We start from the raw sequence: 1,539 nt of genomic DNA on the forward strand, positions 1-1,539 counted from the left end.
CAGATGTGACGGATGTACCGCCGGAACCAGAAAGAGCAGCTATGCAGAGCTGTGAGATATCCGTGGAGGATCTGATGCCAGAGCCGGAGCCTCTGCCAGTGGAGAGCGTTGCGACGTCGCAACCAGAGGAAGATACTGAGCCTACAGACATGGAGCTGCTTAGGGAGATGCTGGAAAAGGAAAAGGCACTCTTGGATGAGATGATAAAGGTCGATGCAGTGGAACCCTTACCGTCGAAGCTGCTCCGGAAAAAGAAAATACTGGTGGCAGCCCTTGCGGGGATGCTGTGCGACCTAGAAATGCCGGAGCCGTATCAGGGCAAGAAAGGGTAAGTTGTAGTAAACAGTTGTGGTATTAAACAAGTAGTTGTTGTATCGAGTTAAATTAAAATTTGGAGGAGAACTATGGAAGTTAAAGAATTAAAAGTGGATATAGCATATGTAAAATATTTACTGCATCTTTTTAGTTGAAAGAAAGGAGAAATCATGTGGAGTTTAAAAAATGATTCAAAGAAAAATCAAGAAAAATGGTATGCAGTAATGACAGCGTTTATTGATGGAAAACTGCTCGAATCCAGGTGTTGCTTTATTGATGAAAACAGCATGGTTGGCTGCCAGATTGCAAGTCATTCTGAACAGCCCATGAATCGTTCAGTTAAGGAATTTTTTGGAAGAATCCAGATAAATACGGACTGGTTCGAATCTATAGAACTAGCGAAAGCGTTTAGTGAAGGAAAGATTACCTATGTCCATCATTATGATGCGTATTACAAGGCTTCCATCAACTCCACTTTAACACAATACCGTTCACGGGAGTTGGTGGAAGTGTGTGAAGAGAAAGGGATTATGCCATACACAGGAATCCATAAATACCATAAATTGGAGACAAAGCCGTACTGGGCGTAAAAGGAGAATCAATATGAAGTTAGAAGTGACTATTATGTATCCGGAAGGATACTTACCAACACCTCGTTGCAGAAAACTGAGATTTAGGAGAGGATCATGGGAGAATGGAAGAGAACTATGGATATTCTGCCGCCTGAGAATCTGACGGTGGAAACCAAGATTGATGATGGTGTATTTATCCGAAATGAGCAGCCGTTGTACCAGTACAAGAATCTATGGTTTGGACCGAATGGAGAAGTTACTGGAGGAGCGGATACAGAACGCGGAGAAGATCAAGCGCCAGGTGGAAGCATGGCTCAATACAGTTTCGCCCAGGATGCAGCGGATTATTCGGTACAGGGTGTTCGAGGATATGACTTGGGAACAGGTTGCAATGCGAATGGGAAGAAGGGCAACAGGAGAGAGCGTTAAAAAAGAATTTCAGAGATTTTTAGAAGTGTCCTAAAATTTGTCCCATTTGTCCTGAATGTCCCACTTCAAAATGTTATAGTGTACCATGAAGCCAAAGGCATACAGCCGACGGCTTGCACTTAAATCGACGGTCGCCAGGGTGCTACAGCCGGGTGGCCGGTTCGTCTGGCTCTGGTTCCATCCCAGGGCTGGACGCCCCCCTTCTTCGGATCCTTAGCTCAGT

At 44.8% G+C, this 1,539-nt stretch carries 2 protein-coding genes and 1 pseudogene; all 3 read left to right on the forward strand.

Going from position 1 to position 1,539, the window contains the following annotated elements; translation table 11 throughout:
* Nucleotides 1-332, forward strand: a pseudogene (locus WKT10_RS15820) (hypothetical protein); the annotation flags it as partial.
* 153 nt (nucleotides 333-485) lie between these two features.
* Nucleotides 486-905, forward strand: coding sequence for a hypothetical protein (locus tag WKT10_RS15825; protein ID WP_340278038.1), 420 nt, complete (start codon nucleotides 486-488; stop codon nucleotides 903-905).
* 96 nt (nucleotides 906-1,001) lie between these two features.
* Nucleotides 1,002-1,316 carry a hypothetical protein gene (locus WKT10_RS15830; RefSeq protein WP_340278039.1) on the forward strand — a complete coding sequence of 105 codons (315 nt, stop codon included), beginning with the start codon at nucleotides 1,002-1,004 and terminating at the stop codon, nucleotides 1,314-1,316.
* The last annotated feature ends 223 nt before the right edge of the window (nucleotides 1,317-1,539 follow it).

Origin of the sequence: Enterocloster sp. HCN-30185, assembly GCF_037890305.1 — a bacterium.
GTDB lineage: Bacteria > Bacillota > Clostridia > Lachnospirales > Lachnospiraceae > Enterocloster.

Coding starts and splice junctions, on each gene's coding strand:
- WKT10_RS15825 (WP_340278038.1), top strand. CDS start 486: ATGTGGAGTTTAAAAAATGATTCAAAGAAAAATCAAGAAAAATGGTAT.
- WKT10_RS15830 (WP_340278039.1), top strand. CDS start 1,002: ATGGGAGAATGGAAGAGAACTATGGATATTCTGCCGCCTGAGAATCTG.